The sequence below is a fragment of the Phocaeicola coprocola DSM 17136 genome, assembly GCF_000154845.1.
GTDB lineage: Bacteria > Bacteroidota > Bacteroidia > Bacteroidales > Bacteroidaceae > Phocaeicola > Phocaeicola coprocola.
Genome location: NZ_DS981460.1, coordinates 1 through 1,438 on the forward strand (window position 1 = coordinate 1; position 1,438 = coordinate 1,438).

General features: G+C 43.2%; 1 protein-coding gene and 1 pseudogene. One reads left to right on the plus strand and one right to left on the minus strand.

The window, feature by feature from the left end:
- Nucleotides 1–376, plus strand: a pseudogene (locus BACCOP_RS05735) (transposase); the annotation flags it as partial.
- 148 nt (nt 377–524) lie between these two features.
- Here the strand turns inward: BACCOP_RS05735 and BACCOP_RS19620 are convergent.
- The coding region (locus BACCOP_RS19620; RefSeq protein ID WP_007567169.1) for an IS4 family transposase at nt 525–1,438 on the minus strand (914 nt) is incomplete at its 5' end.

A 1,438-nucleotide genomic window follows, 5' to 3' on the forward strand; every position in this document is an offset into this window, starting at 1 on the left:
AACAGACAAGTGGCAACTTTATTTCTCTACAGAACAATCCATGGATGGACGCGAGGTGCTGGATTATTACAGAACCAGGTTCCAGTTGGAATTTTGCTTTAGAGATGGCAAGCAGCATGCAGGAATCACCAGCTGCCAGTCTACCGACTTCAGGAAATTGGATTTTCACTTCAATGCATCGCTTGCTGCTGTCAACTTGGCCAAAGCGGCATGTAAGAGGCTCGGAATAACCTATTCCATATCCTCCTGCAAGTCTTTCATACACAATGCTTATATGCTTGAACGATTTATTTGCGTGTTTGGGATTAGCCCAGACCCGCAAGTTATTGACAAACTTTTCAAAGAACTCATTTTATTTACTGCCAGAGCCGCTTAGGCTTGGCGAATTTTTAACGAACTATTGTTATAATTGAGAACAACTAATAAAGGTATAACAAAAAATGGTTGATTTTATTCTTCATAAATACTCACAGATGATTTGCAACAATTAATTACTTAAGTTTCGCAAGTGAATTTTAGCCCCGTTAGGCGGCGACCGCCAGCTTGTCAAAGGCCATTTTCACTGCTTTAATTTGTTTATCGTTTGATATTACCTGTTCGGTCAGAGCCATAGCGTCACAGTTGAGAGCCTCGGCAATGACGCTTATAACTTCTACGATCAGCAGCCAGATTTTTTCTGCTACTGAAAGTTCAACAGAGTTCTTTGTAATTTCAGCAAAGAGTCCTCCGATGGCCTCGTAAGACTCATTGCGTTTGACATAACTGAGTATATTGTACTGCAAGACGCATAATGATATGCCGGCGATCTGTCCGGCAAAGTCCCTACACTGGTTTTTACCGAGCTTTAGATTTTGCTTCATTTCCTTGTGAGCGACCTCAATAACCCATCTTCTTGAGTAAAGTCTGAAGGCTTCCTTGGCGTCCAACTTAAGATCGGAGGTTAGCAGGGCATTCCAGTTACCGTTCTTGCCTTTTCTATAGAAGAACAGGTTGACCTTGATGCCTGAGATCTTTGCAGAGATGGTAGCAGTATAATAACCGATTGATCGGCTGTACTTTAAGTTCTTTGTCTTCTGAAGAACCTTGATAAGTTCAGGTGCGGTCTTGGTTCCGAGAGCTGTCTCATACTTGATCTTGCCCATCTTTATCATTCCAATAAGATGGCAACCAAAGTGCCTTGAGACTATGAACTTCAGGAGTTCGGTGCAGGTGAACCAGCTGTCGACAAGAAGATAGTCGAAGCGTACACCCTCAATGATTGAGCGCTTCAGCATACTGATAGCAGTCTCAATCTTGCTTTGCAGATACTCAGAAGCTACGTTTAGCAATACGCTCATCCTCAGAACGTTCCTTGGAATAACGTGAGTTTGCCTGCTTCTTGGATAAGCCCCTGTGGGCTTGGCCCTGCGCTTACCCTCTTCTCCATGAAGAGAGAAGT